This is a genomic window from Fischerella sp. JS2 (assembly GCF_032393985.1).
GTDB lineage: Bacteria > Cyanobacteriota > Cyanobacteriia > Cyanobacteriales > Nostocaceae > Fischerella.
Map to the genome: position 1 here is coordinate 1909476 of NZ_CP135918.1, position 21281 is coordinate 1930756.

Annotated in this window: 14 protein-coding genes; all 14 read right to left on the reverse strand. The window is 38.6% G+C overall.

What is annotated here, in order from left to right; translation table 11 throughout:
• Positions 1 to 68 precede the first annotated feature (68 nt).
• The 14 genes from RS893_RS07985 to RS893_RS08050 all read right to left on the reverse strand — a co-directional run bounded on the left by RS893_RS07985 (position 69) and on the right by RS893_RS08050 (position 21239).
• Positions 69 to 917 carry an SDR family NAD(P)-dependent oxidoreductase gene (locus RS893_RS07985; protein ID WP_315790665.1) on the reverse strand — a complete coding sequence of 283 codons (849 nt, stop codon included), beginning with the start codon at positions 915 to 917 and terminating at the stop codon, positions 69 to 71.
• Positions 918 to 2160: 1243 nt separating this feature from the next.
• Positions 2161 to 2634, reverse strand: a complete 474-nt coding sequence (locus tag RS893_RS07990; RefSeq protein WP_315790666.1) for a DUF2141 domain-containing protein — start codon at positions 2632 to 2634, stop codon at positions 2161 to 2163.
• A gap of 35 nt (positions 2635 to 2669) precedes the next feature.
• Entirely contained in the window at positions 2670 to 3674 is a 1005-nt protein-coding gene (locus tag RS893_RS07995; protein ID WP_315790667.1) for an NAD-dependent epimerase/dehydratase family protein, read from the reverse strand.
• Between the two features lie 67 nt (positions 3675 to 3741).
• Positions 3742 to 5190, reverse strand: a complete 1449-nt coding sequence (locus RS893_RS08000) for a phthiocerol/phthiodiolone dimycocerosyl transferase family protein (protein WP_315790668.1) — start codon at positions 5188 to 5190, stop codon at positions 3742 to 3744.
• A gap of 90 nt (positions 5191 to 5280) precedes the next feature.
• Positions 5281 to 6687, reverse strand: a complete 1407-nt coding sequence (locus tag RS893_RS08005; RefSeq protein ID WP_315790670.1) for a phthiocerol/phthiodiolone dimycocerosyl transferase family protein — start codon at positions 6685 to 6687, stop codon at positions 5281 to 5283.
• 47 nt (positions 6688 to 6734) lie between these two features.
• Positions 6735 to 8606, reverse strand: coding sequence for a hypothetical protein (locus RS893_RS08010; protein ID WP_315790671.1), 1872 nt, complete (start codon positions 8604 to 8606; stop codon positions 6735 to 6737).
• A gap of 94 nt (positions 8607 to 8700) precedes the next feature.
• A complete protein-coding gene (locus RS893_RS08015) occupies positions 8701 to 9006 on the reverse strand; it encodes an acyl carrier protein (protein WP_315790672.1) in 306 nt (101 codons plus the stop codon).
• Positions 9007 to 9099: 93 nt separating this feature from the next.
• Positions 9100 to 10488 carry an NAD(P)/FAD-dependent oxidoreductase gene (locus RS893_RS08020; protein ID WP_315790673.1) on the reverse strand — a complete coding sequence of 463 codons (1389 nt, stop codon included), beginning with the start codon at positions 10486 to 10488 and terminating at the stop codon, positions 9100 to 9102.
• A 255-nt stretch (positions 10489 to 10743) separates the two neighbouring features.
• On the reverse strand, positions 10744 to 11976 hold the full coding sequence (locus RS893_RS08025) for a hypothetical protein (RefSeq protein WP_315790674.1): 1233 nt from the start codon (positions 11974 to 11976) through the stop codon (positions 10744 to 10746).
• A 65-nt stretch (positions 11977 to 12041) separates the two neighbouring features.
• Positions 12042 to 13856 carry an SBBP repeat-containing protein gene (locus RS893_RS08030; protein WP_315790675.1) on the reverse strand — a complete coding sequence of 605 codons (1815 nt, stop codon included), beginning with the start codon at positions 13854 to 13856 and terminating at the stop codon, positions 12042 to 12044.
• Positions 13857 to 13975: 119 nt separating this feature from the next.
• Positions 13976 to 15124 (reverse strand): beta-ketoacyl-ACP synthase III, encoded by a 1149-nt coding sequence (locus RS893_RS08035; RefSeq protein WP_315790676.1) that lies wholly within the window; start codon positions 15122 to 15124, stop codon positions 13976 to 13978.
• 74 nt (positions 15125 to 15198) lie between these two features.
• Positions 15199 to 16116, reverse strand: a complete 918-nt coding sequence (locus RS893_RS08040; protein WP_315790677.1) for a hypothetical protein — start codon at positions 16114 to 16116, stop codon at positions 15199 to 15201.
• 55 nt (positions 16117 to 16171) lie between these two features.
• A complete protein-coding gene (locus RS893_RS08045) occupies positions 16172 to 17824 on the reverse strand; it encodes a PfaD family polyunsaturated fatty acid/polyketide biosynthesis protein (protein WP_315790678.1) in 1653 nt (550 codons plus the stop codon).
• A 193-nt stretch (positions 17825 to 18017) separates the two neighbouring features.
• Entirely contained in the window at positions 18018 to 21239 is a 3222-nt protein-coding gene (locus RS893_RS08050) for a type I polyketide synthase (protein ID WP_315790679.1), read from the reverse strand.
• Positions 21240 to 21281 lie beyond the last annotated feature (42 nt).

The window sequence follows — 21281 nt, forward strand, 5'->3', positions numbered from 1 at the left end:
TCTCAAGTTAGTTTGAGATTTTTTATTAGCAGATGAGCCGTTTTCAAGAAAGCAACTGGAAAGTAGAACTAGGCACGTCTGTATTGATTATTAGCTAAATTTTCTGCACGCATTTGGTTGAGTTTAGTGATAGCAATCCAACGATAAACTGCATCTACAAATTGTGGAGTAATTTGACCAATTGCAAATATTAGCTTGGTAAAAAATTCTGCGATCGCATTTTCATTAATAATTACTTCTGCTTTGTTTTTCTGAATAGCTTTAATTACTGCTTTTGCTACTTCTTCTGGTGTTGATATACCCGCTAACATAGGAGTAGGCAAGCCACTATTTACAGTCATCCCAGTTTCAGAAATATATCCTGGACAAATGGCTGAAAACTTTATACCACTACCGACTAATTCCTGTCGCAAAGAATCAGTCCACATAATTAAACCAGCTTTACTCGCTGAATAGATGCTATTGTAAGGAACTCCCTTTTTGCCAGCTAGAGACGAAATATTAACAATGTGACCACTACCACGCTCCAACATACTTGGCAATAATAAACGGGTTAATTCCATCGCCGCTAATAGATTAGTTGTCAATACTGACTGGAGGTCTTCAAGAGAATAATTTGTGAAAGATTGATAAATTTCTACTCCAGTATTATTAATTAAAATATCAACTGGAGCAATTGTGTTATGAATATGCTGTATTAAAGCCGATATATTTTCTAAGTTACTGATATCAAAGGTAAAACCGATAAACTTACCACCAAGAGCTTTGACTTCATCACGTGTTTTATTCAGTCCAGACTTAGAACGAGAAATACCAATGACAGTTGCTTGCTCTTTTGCTAGAGCATAAGCAATATATACTCCTAGACCACGTGAAGCTCCAGTCAAAATTACTGTTTTATTCGCTATAATTGTCATGATAAACAACCTACCTAAGTCAGATAAAGTTTACTATGTCTGCTAAGCATTAATAACTAAAGAAAACACTAAAAGGCTAAAATTAATCAATTAGCCATTTTTATTGTCTAAAATCTTCAAAGTCTGCCAAGTAAATCAAAAAAGAGAATAGCTCATGCCAGCTTAAAAAGACTGGTTTTTTAATTGTTTCAAGTTTCGTTCTTTTAATTTGTATTGATACGCATGTTATTCTGATAAGATACTAGATTGCAACTCATATGCAACAAATTTGCAATACCTTAAGACAATCAAAAACTAGTGTAAAAATACTCGCATCTTAAGAAATCACAACTAAGTTGCATGATGTTGCACTAAAGTTGCATTTCAATATACAAACTAATTATTTTCTGTAATGCTCGAATTTAGTTCATTATGCCTAATTTAAAAAAAAGAAGCATAATAAGCTTTCACTTTTTGCTTTATTATTTGCCAGTGGAAGAAACACCACTGGCTTTTGATTGCAGTAGATAAAAGTAAAAATTTATAAGTATAAATAAAATCTGGAGTGAATATAATTCATTTGTAGTTAGACTAAGTCTACAAACAGATGATGTGGTGCTACATCTCCTTATGAACAAGGAATTTTAATTATGCAAACTAAGGCGCAATAGAGATATTATACTTGTCCGACTCTCCTTTGATATTGTTCATAGACATGTCGCTTGTCAATCACTAGATTTGTCACCAAAAGAAAAAAGCCAGTGCCAAGAACACCACTGGCGAGAATGAATCCAAGAGCACAAGGTTCGCTGAGCTAAATTTAAGAATTACAGAAAATCATAATTTTATAAAGGTATATGCAACAACCATGCAACATAATGATTGTTTGTCCTTGGTGTGATGATTCAATAGAGTTCTCTTGGAAATGGTGTAAGGGTGTAGAATCTAGGGGAAGTGGGGAATACAGTCTCCTGACTAATGCTACGAAATCTAATACATATTTGGCTGTAGCATTTCATCTATCACAGCATAGGCTGGTAGCTTATACCAAAGCTACTAACGGTCATCACATTAAATTTGCTATGTCAACCTATTTTCCATTCCTCTTCTTTTCCTTCTTCCTACCCTGCGGGTAGACATGAAGTGGCTTCTGTTCCCTGAAAGGGTTCCCGAAGGGTAAGTAGCCTATGAGCGCGTCTACGTGGTTCGTTTTTATCCCTTATAATGAATGCGATAGATCACTAGCGCAGCTATCGATGATATTTTATGGATCTAGCGAGTATTTTATGGCAATCTTAATCGTTTTATTTGTCTTGAGTGAAAAACTTGCGTCTTGAAACTTTGGTATACCAGTTTTTATTGATATTGTCGGATTATTAGAAACACCAAAACCCTCTTGTGGAATACCTAAAAAATTTCTGTTTAATTGATAATCTCCATTTTGATCATCAACTACAGCAACAGCATAAGTTCCAGGCTTCAATCCGTAGAATTCCTTTTTTATAGAAGTTCCTTGAATCCGAACACAACTACTTTGTTCTTCACTGGTATCTGTTAGAGGAAACCCTTGTTCATTATTATAGATTCTCAGGCAAATCTGCCCTTTTTGATTACGGATTCCATCTACTACAACAGTTAGTTTTATATTGGAATTATAATTTGGATTTGCTCTTGCTAAATCCAAAATGACAAAATTAGAGAGTAAAAATAGATAAAACAGAGTGATTCTTTTTATCATAAATATGTTTGCAATTTGTAGTTTTGGCTAATTTGCTATGACATCAATTTTTGAATATCTGTTATTTGCAGCCATTCTTGTGTGCGCCGCATTCCTTCTGCTAGATCAATTTTTGGTTGAAAATTCAACATATTTTGTGCTTTGGCAATAGAATAAGCGTAGGGACGAGAAAGAAAATCTACAGTTTCCGGTAGAAGATGAGATTTTTTCCGAAAAAGTTTTTGTCCCTGTTCGCGCACACGCAGTAATAGTTTGGCTTCATCTTTTGGTAGAGAATAAGGTACAGGTAAATTTGCCATTTCAGCTAAGCGAGTAAAATATTCTCTCCAAGAAGTTTTCTGCCCATCGGTGATGTTAAAGATTTCTCCATGTGCTTCCTTTTCGATCGCAAGAAAGATGCCATCAATCAAGTTATCGATATATACATGATTAATGACTCCTCGTCCATCGTTAATTAATGCAAATAATTTTTGCTGCATCATCAGTAGTGGTCGGACTATCCAAGGAATACTCCCCGGCCCGTAAACATCTCCTGGTCTGATAATGATGATCCCAAAACCTGGCGGGGCATGGAGTTGTAAAAGTGCTTCTTCTGCTTCTATTTTTGTCTGGCAGAAAGGATTATTCTCGCCACGCAGTGGTCCATCTTCCGTGATGCCATCAGGATAGTTGAAGCCATAAACCATAGCGCTGGAGAGATGAGTAAAGATTTTGACGCCAGCACTCTTAGCAGCCTTAGCCATGTTGACGGTTCCACCAACATTGACCTCACGAAAATGCTTGAGTGATCCACTTTCTTGGACAATACCAGCTGTATGCAAAACGATGTCTACTCCCTGGCAAGCCTTATAGGCAGTCGTAGGATCTGTGACACTGCCAATCATAACCTCCGCACCTAGTTTTTGCGCTTGTTTAACTTTTTCGGCAGAACGTCCCAAACCACGAACTTTCATCCCTCGTGCTATGGCTAGCTCAGCAGTTCGTAAGCCAATAAATCCACTAATTCCCGAAATTAAAAGTGTTTGTTCACACAGGTTCATAAAACTTACTCACTCTATTTGTGGAACCAATCCGTCTTGAAAAGCTTTGAACGGAGTTTTTCTCCGATCAAACTTTTCGCAAAATCCAAAATCTAAAATCTAAAATCGAACGACCGCGTCTACGGGCTCGACGAGCAACACTACTCAAAGCACGAGGAGCAATTGAAGTTAGCTGCGTTTGGGGGATCGCAACTATTTGATCAGTAAAAGTGAATTTTGGATTTTTACAGGCTTTTATAATACAAGCAAGGACATGATCAGCGAGAATTTCCGCAGTTTCCTGACTAATAGCAGGTTCAGAAAACATGAAATTCAAAAACATTTTTTCTTCAAAAGTTAGAACAGCAACACACAAACCTCTAAATGCTGCATTTGCAGTCACAAAGCTAATTTCTTCAAGTTCAAATACACCATAATTTGAAGGGATGTTGACTCTACCTATATTCGTGACACCTACTGTTGAAAATACCTGATAAGGATAAGCGAGAAGAAAGTTTATCAACAGCTTGGTTAACAAAGGTAAGCAGAAGATCCGATTACTTTCCAAAGTTGCTTTCATCTGTTGTCTTCTGTCGCGAGCTAAATCCCAAAAAGGTGTATTTATTCTTAAGGTATGACATGAGATATCACCAGAAACCAATACACCTAGATGCTCATTACTGACTTTTGGTTGGAGTCGGTTACGTAGATTAATAGGAGACCAACAGCTGAGATTGACATTTGTTTTCTTTGCAGGAGTAATTTTTCTGCCTGCTGCAAACAACATTGCTGCACACAAAGCAGCGTGTACCGTTGTCTTATTCTTTCTACAAGCATTGAGCAACTTTGTCGTTTGTGCTTCGTTGAGTTTTCTGTGAACTATACCAGTACGCCGTGATTCAATCGGTAGGAATTTTTCACACTTCAAAGTTTGTGGTCGGTAGTAAATATCTTTTAATATAAGTCTGCATATAGTTAAGAAGATATTCACTGCACCTTTCCATCCTTGCATGGAGTCTGGCAACAGTTTTTTGAGCGGTGGAAGTGCAGGTAAGCTGACAACTTCTATTGGTTCAAAAGATATAATTTTTTGGCAATATCTTAAAAGTTCTGAATGTAGTTGGATGCAAGATAAACCATCTGCGATCGCATGATGTATTGTTGTGATCAAATAATTGACATTTTGTTCATTTTTGAGAGCAACCAGCACAACTCGCATTAAACTTTTGTGACTTTCAATTTTTTGATTGAGTTCTTGCCAAACAATTTCTTGCCACTGTTGTGAGTCAAGTTTTTTCACTACCCGTAAAGGGATCTCGATATCTCCACTCTCAAAGCGCAAACCATCTAACTTATTGACGATGCGGCAATTCAGCCGGGGATGACGTGCTTGAAGCAATTCAAGAGATTGTCTAATCACTTCTTCGCTGAGTAGTCCGTTAATTCGACAAATCGTAACTATGTTATATGTTGTGGCACGGCGATTCAAAATCTCCAGCGCCTGCTCGTAAGAAGAGAGTTTCCTATCATAGAGCATAAGTATTTATGTTTTGAAATTAGTTGAGGAAGGCAGGAGGCAGGAGGCAGAAAGCTTTTTAATGGGGAATACCCTTAAATTAAGATGTTTTTACTGTTGGCGACCGGAGCCTAGACGAGCAACACTTAAAGCACTGGAAGCAATTGAGGTTAGCTGCGTTTGGGGGATCGCAACTATTTGATCAGCAAAAGTGAATTTTGGATTTTTACAGGCTTTTATAATACAAGCAAGGACATGATCAGCGAGAATTTCCGCAGTTTCCTGACTAATAGCAGGTTCAGAAAACATGAAATTCAAAACCATTTTTTCTTCAAAAGTTAGAACAGCAACACACAAACCTCCAAATGCTCCCAATGCGGGAACAAAGCTAATTTCTTCAAGTTCAAATACACCATAATTTGAAGGGATGTTGACTCTACCTATATTCGTGACACCTACTGTCGCAAACATTTGACGAGGGTAAGTGAGAAGAAAATCGGTTAACAGCTCAATTAACAACGCTGAACAGAAGACCCGATTACCTTCTAAACTTGCTTCCATCTGTTGTCTTCTGTCGCGAGCTAAATCCCAAAAAGGTGTATTTATTCTTAAGGTATGACATGAGATATCACCAGAAACCAATACACCTAGATGCTCATTACTGACTTTTGGTTGGAGTCGGTTACGTAGATTAATAGGAGACCAACAGCTAAGATTGACATTTGTTTTCTTTGCAGGAGTAATTTTTCTGCCTGCTGCAAACAACATTGCTGCACATAAAGCAGCATGTACCGTTGTCTTATTCTTTCTACAAGCATTGAGCAACTTTGTCGTTTGTGCTTCGTTGAGTTTTCTGTGAACTATACCAGTACGCCGTGATTCAATCGGTAGGAATTTTTCAAACTTCAAAGTTTGTGGTCGATATTGTATCTCCTTTAAGACGTGTCTGCATATAGTTAAGAAGATATTCACTGCACCTTTCCATCCTTGCATGGAGTCTGGCAACAGTTTTTTGAGCGGTGGAAGTGCAGGTAAGCTGACAACTTCTATTGGTTCAAAAGATATAATTTTTTGGCAATATCTTAAAAGTTCTGAATGTAGTTGGATGCAAGATAAACCATCTGCGATCGCATGATGTATTGTTGTGATCAAATAATTGACATTTTGTTCATTTTTGAGAGCAACCAGCACAACTCGCATTAAACTTTTGTGACTTTCAATTTTTTGATTGAGTTCTTGCCAAACAATTTCTTGCCACTGTTGTGAGTCAAGTTTTTTCACTACCCGTAAAGGGATCTCGATATCTCCACTCTCAAAGCGCAAACCATCTAACTTATTGACGATGCGGCAATTCAGCCGGGGATGACGTGCTTGAAGCAACTCAAGAGATTGTCTAATCACTTCTTCGCTGAGTAGTCCGTTAATTCGACAAATCGTAACTATGTTATAGGCACCAGCACGACGATTGACGATTTCTATAACTTGCTCCAAAGGAGAAAGCTTTCTATCGTAGAGCATAAGTATTGTATATTGTATTTCATGATTTGTACTCAATCCAATTAAATTCAGCGATCGCTTAGTTTTGCCTTCAGAGAAGCAAAATGTTTGCCACCGAGTTCAATTTGTCCTTGTGTACATCCAGCCTGCAATCTTTGTACTAGATACTCCAAATCCTGGGCGATAAAATTTGTGCCATGATCTGGTTCTATCAAACTTACTAGGGCTGGATTTTCTAGCTGTTGATTTGCCAAACTAGAAATACCCAAAAAATTTAATACTCCGGATTCATAAGTACCACAAGGAACTGAAGGATTGTTGATTCCAACACAGTATTCATTCTGTTTAAACCAGTCAGATGCTGGGTAGCCGTGAAAGTGAACAATTGGCGCACCATTTCTAATCAGTTCTGGTGTATATAAAGCAGCAGACAAACTAATAGCAAGCATGACATAGATATCATAAGAAGGTTTGATATCGACTAGCTCTGGATTAATACCATTTGATAATTGCAGAAATAACTTTTCTTTCAAACCAATCCGAATAATATCGCTTTCCAGGTTTAAATCTGTTTTATTGGCGCCGGAACGAGAACTAACAAGCCAAATATCTGGAATTTGCTTATATTTATATTCCCCCTTTACCTTGGTTTTTATGTAATACCTACCTTTTTCATTCTGACGAAATTCATCACTACTAAATCCTGCAACAGATAATAAATTATGCCACTCATCTTCAGTTATTTCTGGTTTACCAACATATTGCGGAGGTTCAGCATAAGCAACAAAACCATAAGAAACACCTGTCCTCCCATTGACAATGACATTTACAATATCTCTATGGGATTTTCTTTTGATAACTTCACAAAGCTTAAAGCCTGGCGGAAATAGGCCTGTTGATAATAGCTCATTACCTAATTGCACGAGTTTTGCAGCATAGATAGATTCATGAGGATTATACTGCTCTAAAGTAAATCTATTCAGTAACAGTGGATATATTGGTACAAAAACTTTAGGAATTAATGAATTTAAAACAAAGTGTTCCATCTCATTTTTAGGAAAAACAGAATCTGAAAGATTCATATTTAAAATGGAAATTTTGTCATTGGAAACACCAATTACCATTTCGGAAAATGTTCTAACTAAAGTATTTATGCCAATATTGATTTTTTCTTGATAAGTAATGACAGGATTGACAAACTCCTTATCTATTTCAGTCAGGATAATTACTTGAGTATTGGTCGGATCTTCAATATATTTAGCTACATGATCTTCTGCCCAACTACTTAATTTAGCAATTCTAGAAACAGAAATTTGTTGATTATTCAAGAAAAATTGAGAATAGAGTTGATAAAGTGTTTCTGCTACATATACACCTAGTTTTTTTATCAAACCAGGAGATTTTTCTACATCAATTACTGCATCTATTTCTGCTTTTACGCCCCTAATTTTTAGGTTTTTCTTGAAGTTAATTAATGGCAAAGTAAAATTGTAGTAAAATTCAGTTGTTGCTTCTTCCCAAGATAAAACTTTGACTCCATAATCGCTGAGCTTAATTGCTAATTCTTCTCGAAATTTAATAATTTCTAGCCGTTGATAATCCTTTGGTAATGGTCTAAATGTCACCGTTAATTTTTGAGCCATCACTCTGGGATCAATAACTGGTGACTGATATTTCACAGCTGATTTTTTAACAAATCCTCCTATTAAACGACCAATAGTTTGCAAACTTAGTCCCATACTTAGTGGGACAGAAGCAGCTTTAGTAGCGACATCTCTATCACGTAGCAAGGTTAGTATTTCTGATTTATGAGCAGTTAGTTCTGCTTGCATTTCTGGTGTCATTATTCCCTTGGGAGAACGAAGATTTAGTTTTTCGTTATCGATCCACAAGTGAACACCTTTTTGAATCAGATTTTCCAAAAGCTCATATGCGTTCATCGTTGAAGAACCTCTCAATAGGACTATGGATTTTGAATTTTAGATTCATTCAATCCAAAATCTAAAATCTAAAATTCTTTGTAGTGGATTATGTTCAAATCTCAAAAATCTCTGAATCCGAATCTGCAAATTCTTCTGCTAAACGTTTGCTAAGCATTTCTATTGTGGGGTAATGCCACAATAGAATCAAAGATAGTTTAAATCCAAGCAAATTCTCTGCTTTACTAGCAAGAACCATCCCTTGTGCTGAATCCAAGCCATAACTGTCCAAAGGTTCTTGGATATCTATCTCATCGGGTTCAACTCCCAGCATCTCAGAAATGTTAGATACTAGCCAGGCTTGGATTTCTTCTGCCGTATATGACCGCTTTACACCTGAATTAATGACAGACTGACTCATATTCATACCTGCAAAGTAAAGGAATTTGGACAATACTGAAAATTGCGTTAATTCATAGGTGGGGTTGTTCAACTAGCTAGCGATCGCACAAATCTAGATCAAATTACTTGATTTCACAGATTTTGGAATTGTTAGTGGTGACTCTAAGCAGAACTCTGGCAGGGTACTCCAACCTGATACACCTAAGAACTTTTCACATACCTTACCAATTCCAATCAAGAGAAAGCACAATATCCAAGAGCAATAAAGCGTCCAGTGGAACTCCTCATAGTACCCGCTACCCCAGGCAAGTAAGCGCCGTAGGAATAAATTGTCCCAGTGATTACTGTACTTGCCAGTCAGTTTAATCAACAACTGCATGGAAATCCGGTACTTCAGCATCTTATACATCAGAGCCATAGTTGTAGAAACATGAAAATGCTCCTTCTGACTCCACTTCTCGTACTGCTGTAAAGACTTCCCATCCCGATTATTCTTCAAAAACCCATCAATGACATCTGCTGCTTTTTCCGCCGAACGAAAGGCAATGTGTACACCAGATGAGAAAAGAGGATCGACAAAGAAATTAGCATCTCCAACAAGAATCCAGCCATCCCCTACAGAACATTTTGAGGCATAGGACAGATCGCGCAACATCCGGACTTTGGAAAATTGCTCAGCCTGCTCAAATCGCTCTCGAATAAACTTATACTGCTGAATATAAGTCAGCAAAATTTTCTCAGGACTTTTCTGCTTCCACCAACTTGTTCCTGGCTCGTTCATAACCACTCCCACACTCATAATATCTGATGCGAGTGGAATGAACCAGATCCAACCATTTTCAATTACATAGCCATTGAAGTAGCCTTGTTGGATACCAGAAGCACGGGTAACATGTTTGAAGTGACCGAACACAGCTGAGGTTTTGATCGTTTTGTTCGGAATTAAGAATTTGCGGCTTTTAGTGATTAAGCCATGTCGACCTGAGCAATCAGCAATAAATTTGGCTTTGGTGATGTATTCAATATTGTCTTTGCTTTTCCAACGAATTCCAGTTGCTGTGTTACCTTCCCAAAGGACTTCTTTAACCACTGCCTCCTCAAATATTGTGGCTCCCTCTTCCCGAGCATGATTAAGCAGAAACAGGTCAAACTCACTTCGCTCTACTTGATATGCATAAGGGCGCTGTTGCAGCCTCTGGATGGGAAATTTATAAAACTCTTGTCTGCTGTACTCGTATTCAGACTGCTGTGGATTCAACCCAATCCGAATTTCCGTACCATATTTAAATGTGTTACCAAGATGCTGGAGTGGCTCGGCTATTCCCAATTTTTCCCAGATGAGTTGAGTTGCAGGTAACAAAGACTCCCCTACATGAAAACGGGGAAATTTTTCGCGATCGAGTACCAAAACCTGATATTTTTTCTGAACCAGTAAACTAGCTAAGGTGGAGCCAGCAGGGCCTCCTCCAATCACAACAACGTCATAGTAACTGTGATTCATGAAATTGATCAACTTAAATTCAATATTTAAATTTAATGGAATCTATTTGGATTTATATTTAACTGCTGCAAAGCTAGTACTCTGTCACAACAACGCAAGCTGGGTAAAATAACTTGGACAAATCAATAAAACCTCTTTCTTTGCGTTCTTTGTGTCCTTTGCGGTTGTTATTTTATAATTAATGCGATAAACCACCAAGTACACCTCGAAGAGCCTTCTTTACTATTGCCTACCTCAACCTTATAAATTCATAAATCAAATCGGATTACCATTCTCACAGGTGACAGACTTGGAGAACTTATGAAAGAATTTAGTGTTATTTTGGATAGCCTTGCTAATCGAGCCTCCTGTAGCCATAACACGCATTTCACGATTAATAGGCCATATGTAGTCTAGTTTGTCGAAGAACCTGCATAGATCTGAAATGAGACGTTGATGATACTTCAAATTCAAATGTAAACCTTCGTGTTCGTGACAGAAGCATCTCTCTATCCAAGAGAGTGCCTCTTGGGTAGACATGGCAAATAAAGGGGAACGTAGTATCTTGTAGACCAAGGGTATGACAAAAAGATTATCTGGATAAAAGCTTGCAACTGCACCAGCAGACAGCCCACTGAGAACGGTAAGTTGCATCATGTAAATTGACAAATTAGCCATGAATTTTTCGTATTTTGTTGGCTTAGGAAAGTCCTTGTACAGGTCTTGAGCAATCAGCTGAGAAGTTGTAGTGTGGAAAGATTCATCCAAGAAATGGTAATAGGAGATAGCACTAGGGGCTGGGATAAACTCGTTTTTCTTCTCTAACTCCTTGAAATACTGAGAACGACTGTGTTCTGTTAGCTTGAGAATCATATTGGCGATAAAGCGTAAGGCATAGTACTGTGATGCCAAGAAAGGTGTACTTCCCCAGTTAAAGCTGAATAAATGTCGCATAGGCCCTGGTGATAGACGCCCAATCATACCCCCTTGCATCGCCTTAGATTCATGCCCTGTAAAAGGATTACCAATTATGACATCGCTTAGCAGGGTTAGCTCCGTCATATTAGCAACTGTGCGAAAGGCATGAATATGGTAGCGTTCCTGGGAAGTTTCAACATCCAGTTCGTGGCAGAGGGTTTCGTAACCACCTATGCTGTAGAAAACGCTGCCTGTAATCTGATTGTAAAGAACTGTATTAGTTTCACTAGCAGCAGTAAGATTGTAACCTCCAACCCAAAAAAGATGATTGAGAGCAATCTTTTGCGAGGGGGAAGCTACTTCATAGAGTGGGGTTCCATAGAGGATTGAAAGCTCAGGATCACTCCAATAATGATCTTTGTAGCTGTTGTAATCAAAATTTTGCTCCAATTCTGTTATTTTTTCGGTATAGTTGGACTCCTTGTTACGCCGATAGTTAATTTCGGTCACTTTTAAATGCTTCTTGACCTGTATCTCAGATGTAGTCTGAGGTTGTTGTTTTGTATTTGATTCTTCAGTGTTATCCATCATATGCCTCTGTTTATGAGTTCTGTAAAATCAAAGATTTCATGTACTATCAAGTTCTCAAAAAACATCTAAGCCGGGAGATCATCAACAAGGGTGTTATTCTCACTAACCAGCTTTGGAGTACCACTAAAGTCTTGCAAAGTTCCTGACTCGGAGTTGAGCTTAGCTATCCAGCTATCCACAGACCCAGCATTGATAGCCCCAAAGGAACCCTCACTAGTTCCTGTCACGTAGACATTACCAAGCTTGTCTAACGTAATGCTAGTGGCAGCATCAGACTTAGAAGTTCCAAACTGTTGAATCCACAACTGGTTGCCTTCACTATCATACTTGGCAATCCAGGCATCATTAGATCCAGCATTTTTTCCCCCCAAGTTGTTGTTGGTATATCCCACTAGAAAAATATTGCCATTTGAATCGACCTTCATGCTCGAGGATGCATCATCACCGCCAGTACCAAACTGTTTTATCCACTGTCGATTACCATTGCTGTCATACTTGGCAATCCAGGCATCATTAGATCCAGCATTTTTCCCTCCCAAGTTACCCAAAGTCCATCCTGTCATGTAGACATTGCCTTGACTATCTGTATCTATCCCCTTTGGGAATTCATAATTTTTAGTGCCAAACTGTTGAATCCATTCCAACTGACCATTATTACTATTCTTAGCAAACCAGACATCATATAGCCCAGCATTCTTTTCTCCCAAGTCGCCCATAGTCCAGCCTGTAGAATAAACACTGCCATCATTACTGACGCTAACAGCATAAGCTTCATCAAAAGCGGAACTCCCAAACTTTTGAAACCACTGCTGTTTGCCATTGCTGTCATACTTAGTTACCCAGACATCATCCGCAAAAACATTAGGCTCGAAAAAAAGTCCTTGCTGCTGTTGCTCAATAGTGAATCCTGTGAGGTAAACACTACCATCATCATCAACTTTCATGCTAAAGGAGGCATCAATCAAGTCAGTCCCAAACTGTTGAATCCACTCCTGATTGCCATTGCTGTCATACTTACCCACCCAAACATCATAATTTCCTTGTCCTTGATTGAGTCCTCCCAAATTGCCTTTTGTCATTCCAGCCAGGTAGAAGTTACCTTTATTGTCGGCGGCAATGCTAGTAGCAAAGTCAGCACTAGAAGTACCAAACTGTTGAATCCACTGGTGATTACCATTACTGTCATACTTGGACACCCAGGCATCATCAGACCCAGCCTTGGCTCCTCCCAAAGAGTCACTAGTCGCTCCCGCTACATATAAATTACCAAAAGAATCTGTGGCTAAACTTGTAGGTAAGTCAAGACCGATAGATCCCAATTGCTGAATTTTTCCTTGTACTGGTCCAAGTGGTGGGGTGTAACCCTCATATTGGAAGTAGTCTCCCTCAAGACTCAAATGATGAATCCCAGGCAAAACGGCAATGAGGTCAGGTACAGTTCCCTGCTTCCAAAATATCGCTGTTCCCATAGGAGATTTGACCAACTGATAGTCTTTAGGAGTGCCGTGTAGCTGAATGATATCTTGCCAGGGGTTAAAGTCTAAAATTGTCGCAAATTGCTTTAAACCAAAGTTGTGCCCTTTGCCGTCAACATAATATGGCTGTCTCCAATCACCAAGAACAAATCTGTCGCTCCAGTTAAACTGACTGCCGTTTAGTGGAGCCATGATGTCCCCGTCACCCAGAATAATATCAATTTGCTTTTGCTCAGAACCACCACTTGAATTTAAGCCAACAAAAGCATCATTTCCAGAGCGACCCCACATGAATTCACTACTTTCGCTCTTGAAAAGTAAATCACTGCCAGGTGTGCCTACATTTAAAACTCTCAAAAAGATGGCGTTGATATCACGTTGTAATGTAGTCAGTATGTTGTCCATCTGTTCAAGCCTGAGCAGTATTTAAATCTTTAAGTGAGTTATTTGTCACAAACAACACCATTTCTCAAGCTCATAATAAACATGACAAATAACTTACTAAAATAGCTGCGGAGCATAAATCAAACGGCTGTTAAATGCATATAAGCGTATGAAAATCTTGCACTTTCGGGAACCAAGCAAAATATTTTATCACCTCGTTGAATTTTCCCTGATGATATTAATTCCTCTAACATCACAAAGATAGAAGCAGAGCCTGTATTACCCTTAGAAGTTAGATTAGTAAACCATTTATCGTAGGTAATATGGACTCCAATTTCGGCCATCTTGTCATGAAGTTGTTGTCTGAAAAACTCCGATGAGTAATGAGGTAAAAACCAAGTGATATCGTTTGCCTTCAAGTTGTATTTATCTCGAATCTGAATTAAGCCTTTTTGACCATAGGAAATAATATTTTCTCCCAGAAGTTTAGCATCCTGTTTTAAAGTAAAATAACCTTCTTTTTCTACTTCTTTGGGATTTTCGACATCCCGCCAGCCTTGTAAAGAACCATCTGCTCTTTTGACAGCTCCCATATACATGCAAGCTTCCAGCTGATTTGCAAAGGAAATTAAATCAACCCAGTCTATTCTGAGTGAAATGCTATCTTGATAAGGCGTATCTTTAATCAAAACAGCAGCAGAGGCATCAGAAAGCATCCACCTTAAAAAGTCTTTCTCAAAAGCTATGATCGGTTTGGCTTCCAAATCCTGAATTTTTGCTTCTATTTCTGGTTGAAAATACACCGCAGTTAGGGCATTCGATACTACTTCTGACCCTGTAGTTATAGCATTTTTGGTTAAACCGGAAGACACACTCATAAACCCATACTTAAGTGCTGTTACTCCCGAACAGCAGACACCACTTGTGGCTACCACTTCACAAGGAGGACATCCAAGTTCCCCATGTACCATCAAAGCATGGTTGGGAATCAGCTGATCCGGCCCTGAGGTTCCACAAACTAAACACTCTATTTTATCTAAAGGAAAATTATATTCTCTGCAAAGAGTACGCACTGCCTCAGCAGTTAATTGTGCATTGTTATGAGTTTGCTTACCTGTCTTCTGTTCTATTGCATAATATCGAGTTTTTATGCCATTGTTATTAAGAATTCGATTTTTTGAGCGAGAAGGCTTTCCGTTGACTAACCCAAGAACATTTTCAATCTCCTCATTATTAATTGGTTCATTAGGTAGAAAAACTCCTAGACCTGTAATGTATGCTGAAGCCATAATCTTCTCCAAAGAACTTAGTAAAACTTCAAATTTATAAACGCGCTTCCCTTCAAGCAATTAGTTGTTAACTTCTAATCCACATCAGATGGAGATTTAAGAAGCTTTACATAAGACGCTATTTTTTTATGAATCAGTGGAGCAAAAAGAAATTGAACGACATTGGACACTATAAGGACAATTGGAATAGCAAATATGAGCTGCACCGCAAAGATACAGATTATTGGTATTCTGCTCCAGCTCCCCTGTTTACCAAAAAAACGAGCTATTTTAGCCCACGGACGATATAACAAGCGCCCAATAGCTTCTGGAATGACATAGCGTTGATTAACTTCAACAGCTCCAAGTCCTCTAAGCATTGATTGATGCGAAGAATCACCTAAGACTGTGAGATTATTAGCTATTCGCTTCCCAAATCTTGATAATGCATAAATATCCTCATTTCTAACACCAGCAGTAGGTAATACTCCCAAAAATCTATTTTTTTTCCCAGTCAAAAGTAGCCGGGGAGTGGTAATAAAAGTAGCCAAAGGTGGACCTTGATGAGTCAAAACCACATTGTCAATATGAATTCCTCCGGCTTCAGCAATCATTTTCTTCATCATTTCTGAGGCAGAGTGCCACATATTTCGACAGACTACTAAAGTGATAACTTTCGTATTCTGCAAAACTTTGGCATACTTGGATTTTAAAAAACTCTGAATTGGTAAAGATGGAGCCAAAAACCAAACCTGATAAGCAAGAATAATGAGATCAAATTTTTCATCATTACCAAATTTCGGTGCATAAATTTCCGATGTTTCCCCGTTCACACATTCTGGAAAAACATCAAAAAATTTATATAAGCTCCAAGGAAAAGGATAATTATCTTTTGGTCTAATACACTCCCAGGTAAGCTCAATTTCTGGTATTTGGAGAAATTTAGTAAAAGATTTAACAGCGCGAGTCACATCTCCCGATTGTGAGTAATAAACTACCAGTACACGTTTCATGACTGTAGGTAGGAAAAGTGGTGAATTAGATAACAGAAGAGAGAATACTTAAGTCTTATTGCGGTTTATACTGCATGTAGCTAGCTGGCATTTGTAATCCTTGAATTTTTAAAGTTTGGATGCGGAATAAATATGCAGCACCTCTCATAATATGATTAGCAACATCAACCACTTTCCGATTATTTGGTTCAGCAAGATAAGAACCCCTGACCCAGTCATTAAAACTACCCATTGCTGGCCCACACCAGATTTGATAATCTGTTTCTCGACCTTTTTCCCCAGAGTTAGACCAACGAGACGACAATCCAAGATACCAACGAAAAATTAGAGCCATCTTCATTTTGGGATTGTTGGCAGCTTTAATTAATTTATCGGGATTTCTTTGAGATAAATAGGCAGTGGTTTCCTTCCAAATTACTTCCAGACTCTTTCTAAAAACTTGTTTTTCTAGTTTCTCTCTTTCTACAGGTGGAATGTCTTCAATTGAGTTATAGTTTTTGTATAAATCAAACAGTTTTTGCGCCCGGAGGGGAAAGAAAGTTCCTCTTTTAAGAACTTGAAGTTTTACTCCCATTTCAAACATATCAGCTGCTGGAGCCATCATTACGTCAGTCATCTCAGCTTGAGCTAGTAATTGTTTTGTATATTGAGAAGTTCCAGCTTCAACGCAAGACTGATTGATAGAGCCAGTGACAATATAGCCAGCACCCATCATAAAAGCAGCTAATGCTGATTGGGGAGTTGCTATTCCTCCTGCTACTCCGACTCGGACAGGTTGTTCGTAACAGTATTTTCTTTGAATTTCATCTCTCAATTCCAAAATTGAAGGTAAGAGGCAAACTAGAGGACGATTATCTGTATGACCACCAGAATCTGCTTCTACAGTGATATCATCTGCCATTGGGACTTGTTCGGCTAGTTTTGCCTGTAATTCACTAATGAGGCCTTGTTCAACTAATCGCTTGAGAATGTTTGTCGGGGCAGGCTGAAGAAATTTGGTTGCAACTTCTGTGCGAGAAACTTTAGCAATGACTTTATTTTTGATTTCGATTTCATTAGCTGCACTTAAACCCAGACCAGCAGTTCGATAGTAGACGATGTTGTCAGTCAAATCTAGAAAGGCAGAAGCTTCTATTGTTCTTACCTGATATTGGAGATACAAATCAATAGCACTGCGTTCAATAGCAGGTTCGCTAGGACTGTGGAGCAAGTTAAAAACGTAAGGTCCTTTTGGTAAGGCTTGTTGAATACGGTTAATAGCTGCTTCAAGACGGGAAGGAGTTAAGCCTCCAGCACCAAATGAACTTAAAATTCTCTCTCTACCAAGAGCAATTACTAGTTCTTCAGAAGCAATGCCATGAGCCATCGCACCAGTGGCGTAGGCATATTTCACACCATGAAATTCCAAGAAAGTTGGATCGCCTAATTGTTGAATACTGAGGGGCGGAATAGCTATGAGCATTTCCACTTTTCCTGTTTGTCCATGATTGGAATTGTACAAATAACCTTCGTTGGTGACGCCGATTTGACCTTCTACCCTGATAATGTAACAAGGTTTATCCAAATTCAGCAGTTTAGCTTTTATGCTCTCTTCATCAAAAGATACAGAGTCTAATGAACCTTGCCAAATTTGATTATGATTGGACAAAAAGTTGGAAAATTTGAGATTTTGAGAAATTTTATGTGGTAAAGTGTCTATGCTGGTCACGTTTTTAGCCTTTTAATATTTAATGAATTTGGAGTGAAAGCGATCAGTGAGTTGTTGATTACTAGTGGTTTATCGTATTAATTATGAGAGTTAAATAAAAAACCACAAAGAGGTAAAGAGCGCGAAGAAGAGGAAAATAAGGTTAATTGTAAAATCAGTTTACCCATCACAATTAATGAGACAAACCACTAGATTATTGCTCTCTCGCTGAATGCTCGTTATCTATGTCATCTTTATCAAGAATATGTTGTAAGCAATCTAGTTGACGCTGAATTATTACACTGATTTGCAGTAGTGATTCTTGTCGAGCTTGCAAAAAATCAGCATGATATTTGGTGAATTGGGAGGTGTTTTCACTCAGCTTTTGATATAAATGATTGCGTAAATTTAGTACATGTAATTTAGGAATAGAGCTATGATTTTTTAAGGGAAAGGTAGGAGGACACTGATATTGTTTTTGTTGTTTTGCTGTTGTGGTAAAATGGGTTTTTGGTGATTCTTTTAAAAATTCCAAATTTTTTATACGAGCTTGCTGAAAGTAAGGATTTAAGCGTTCAAATTCCCTTAAGTCAAGTGGTTTATATGGTTGTTTTTCATGATTCTGGATCAGAGTGTCTGAAGTTGGATATTGGAAATTTTTCTGGTCTTTTTCGTTTAATGCTGTGAAGTTAAACTCGCTACCGTTTAAAGTAATGGTTCTAACCTGAGGCTGACTTGGTCTAGTATGTTCTTGGATTTGAGAATACAGTGATGATAAGTCCATTTTGACTCTGTGACTAAGGAGTTTGGCTAATGCTTTAACAATATAAGTATGCTCGTCTATTCCTCTCTTGTTAAGAGAAACTGTGATGTGTTCTTTTTGCTTGAGGGTTCGACTAATCCATCTGGAACAATTACTTCCAGCCCCTACTTCGATAAATATTCTGCTACCGTCTTCCCAGACGCGCTCAACTAGCCGAGGAAAATCAAGCTGTTGAACAAGTACTTTGGCAATGTTGTTACCAATAGAATAACTGTCGAGGGTAATAGGTTTGTATTCTGCTGCGGAATAAAAAACTGTTTTTGGTACGTTTTGGATAGGTAAAGTATTTATTTTAACAAGTGCATCGTATTCAGAACGTATTGCCTCGCAATGAATTACATGATTGAAAGGGGCACTAAAAGCATCACAATTTAGGGTTTGAATTACTCTTTTACAGGCTTGTGTATCACCTGCGATCGCTACTTCTTCTGGAGTATTAATCAAAGTTAAATAAACACGCTCCTCATGTTTGAGAGCCTCCCTGACACGGGAAACTGGACACATGAGAATATATGTACTCCAAAATTCTTTGCTTTCACTATCTTGTTCCTGGGTCAATCCCCAATATTTACGAACTGCGTTTTTAGGCCCAGACAACTGTGTTTTAAATAGAGCAGATGAGTTCAAACCCTCACTACCTTCGTGAAAGTGAGCCCAGATACCATGAGAAAGCATCATACTAGTTTCGCCGAGGCTATAGCCAAAGGCGCAATGGGGCTGTAGTTGGAAATAATTCTTGAGAATTGCACTCAACAGTCCAGCAACGCCAACTTCTGACTCGAGCATTGCAACTGGATCATCGATCAATTGCTGTTCCAGTGCTTCTAATTGCCTTGTGGATAATTTACTCAGGCTTCTAGGGTAGAGAAGTTTTTCGATGTTGAGGACACGACTGTAAACGCTCTGAATAACTGGATCTTCGTAAATTTTAGGAAACAAGCGGAAGAGATTCCGGGCAATGCCAACATAAGAACTGTAAGCACCGGGGTAAACGAAAGCAACATTACCTTTTTTGGTCAGTGGTTTAGGGGTAAAATAGCTACCTACGGGGGTTTGCCAGTCTTTACCTGTATTGAAAGCATCAGCAACACCTTTAAAAGCGCGCTGAATTTCTCGTATCAGTTCCTCTTGAGTGTGTCCGAGAATTGCCAGTGTGTAAGTGGCATTTTGACGCCGTTGATAAGCCGTAAAGGTAAGACTTGCAGCAGCAGATAGAGAAGAGGTATTGGCGATTGTTTGTTCTAAGGCACGCAGCTGTTCCAATAAAGTAGGGCAATCATCAGCAGCGATCGCAAACAAATAAAAAGGCATTTGCTGTAAATATCTGCTACTACGCTCTATCTGAGTTGCTTCCTCCGACAAAATTAAATGTGCATAACTGCCATCTATTTCCATACTGTTAATGGCAGCAATTCTTTTAGTAGCTCCTGTGGCTAAAAACCAGGGTCTTGATTCAGGAGCAACATAAAAAGGGCTACCCTGCCAAGCTTCGGGCATTTTAGGAGTAGACCAATAAGGAACACCAGGAATGTAGCGGTGATACAAACAAAGTGCTGTTTTAATGACACTGACTATTCCTGAGACAGCATAGGTATGACCGATGTTGGCTTTGACACTACCGATCGCACAATTGAGTTCAGGTTCACAAGTCCGGTAAGCCTGAAGCAAACCTAAAATTTCTGACTCATCTTGGTGGGGAACTCCACTGGCGAAAACTTCTAAATAGCCGATATCTGCGGGTTGGACACCTGCCGTCTCAAAAGCGAGTTGACATACTTGCGTTACCGCTTTCAAGTCAGGCATAGTTTGAGAGGAAGAATTATCTTTTAAGATATTGAGGGCATCAATCACTGCATAAATGCGATCGCCATCTTGTTGTGCTGTTTCGTGGAGTTTCAAGACTACGGCGGCTGCACCTTCGCCTAGCATCCAACCATTAACATTCTGGTCATAACTCAGAGTATTAATGCCTGTGTTGACTGTTGCCATTTGATTTCGCGCTAAAAGACTAGCGCTATTCTCAGCCAGTTCCACAGCACCAACAACAACAGCATCTACTTCCCTAATTGTAAGTAGCTTTTTTGCAACCTCAAAAGCTTTGCACACAGAATGTTGTTCGGCTATGAGTGTAAATAAAGGGCCAGGAAAATTCCACAGACTGGAAATACTCCACTGAGTGGAAATAGCCTCTTTTGCTTCTTGATTAATTAGACGCAGAGAAAGTTCTGTTGCGGCAACAATGACAACTGCTACCCTACTTCTTTTATCTAATTTTGCATCTTGGAGGGCGTTATCAGCAACCTTAAGCATCAACAATTCTTGAGGTTTTAGTTTTTCTGCTTCCTCAGATGCTAGTTGGAAATCAGAAAAATTTATTTCAAAATTTTTGATGTATGCTCCTAAAGGTGCAACATTATTTTCCAAGCCATTGTTGTTGAACAACTGCTCTTGCTTTTTTACTTCTTCCCATCTTTGGGAAGGAAAGGTAATAAAGTGTTGAGTTCCATCATAAATGCTGCGTTCAAAAGCATCTAATCCGTGACAGCTACCCAAAAAGCAATCCATACCAACAATCGCAATTTTGGGATTTTTCATTTGTTCATTTATGCCCATTACTTAAATCTCCTTCAATGCATATTTTTAGAGAAAAGTAGG